The sequence below is a fragment of the Catenulispora rubra genome, from assembly GCF_015356825.1.
Classification (GTDB): domain Bacteria; phylum Actinomycetota; class Actinomycetes; order Streptomycetales; family Catenulisporaceae; genus Catenulispora; species Catenulispora rubra.
Map to the genome: position 1 here is coordinate 1 of NZ_JAACYW010000720.1, position 543 is coordinate 543.

Sequence of the window (543 nt, forward strand, 5' to 3'; positions counted from 1 at the left end):
GTGTGGGACGGGTGGGGATCCGCAAGGGTTGGTGCGGCAGGCGGAGGTCCTGGCGGGGGCCGGGGCCTGGGTCTTCTTGTCGAATGCCGAGGCTGCGGAGGCGGCTGCGGTCTTGGCACGGGGTGGGGTGCCGCGTGGGGCTGTTGACCGTCACTGATCGCTACGACTGGCAGGACGTCGATGTCATTGCTCGAAGAATCTGGGCTCGAAGAATCTGGTTCCGCGATGCCTGACGCCGGCGTGTCCGAGGGCGCCGAGGCTGCTCCCCCGGTTGCGCGGCTTGCTCCTACGCATGTTGTCGCGGCCGGTGTCGCGGGGTTCGCCGACGATCTTGCCGCGCAAGGGGTGGCGGTGACGCGGGTTGACTGGCGGCCGCCGCCGGTGGGGACTGAGGGCGATCTCGCCGACGTGGCGCTGGATCGGCGGCGGGGTGAGGCCAATGCGCTGGCTGTGCGGCGGATGTTGGCGGCGGGTGCTGAGTTGGTGGATGTGCGGCCGGCTCGGGAGGTGCTCGGGTTGGCGCCGGGGCAGTTTCTGCATGCG

1 pseudogene is annotated in these 543 nt (G+C 70.5%); it reads left to right on the forward strand.

The window, feature by feature from the left end:
- Positions 1-180: 180 nt before the first annotated feature.
- A pseudogene (locus tag GWK61_RS55125) lies at positions 181-543 on the forward strand (DUF1116 domain-containing protein); the annotation flags it as partial.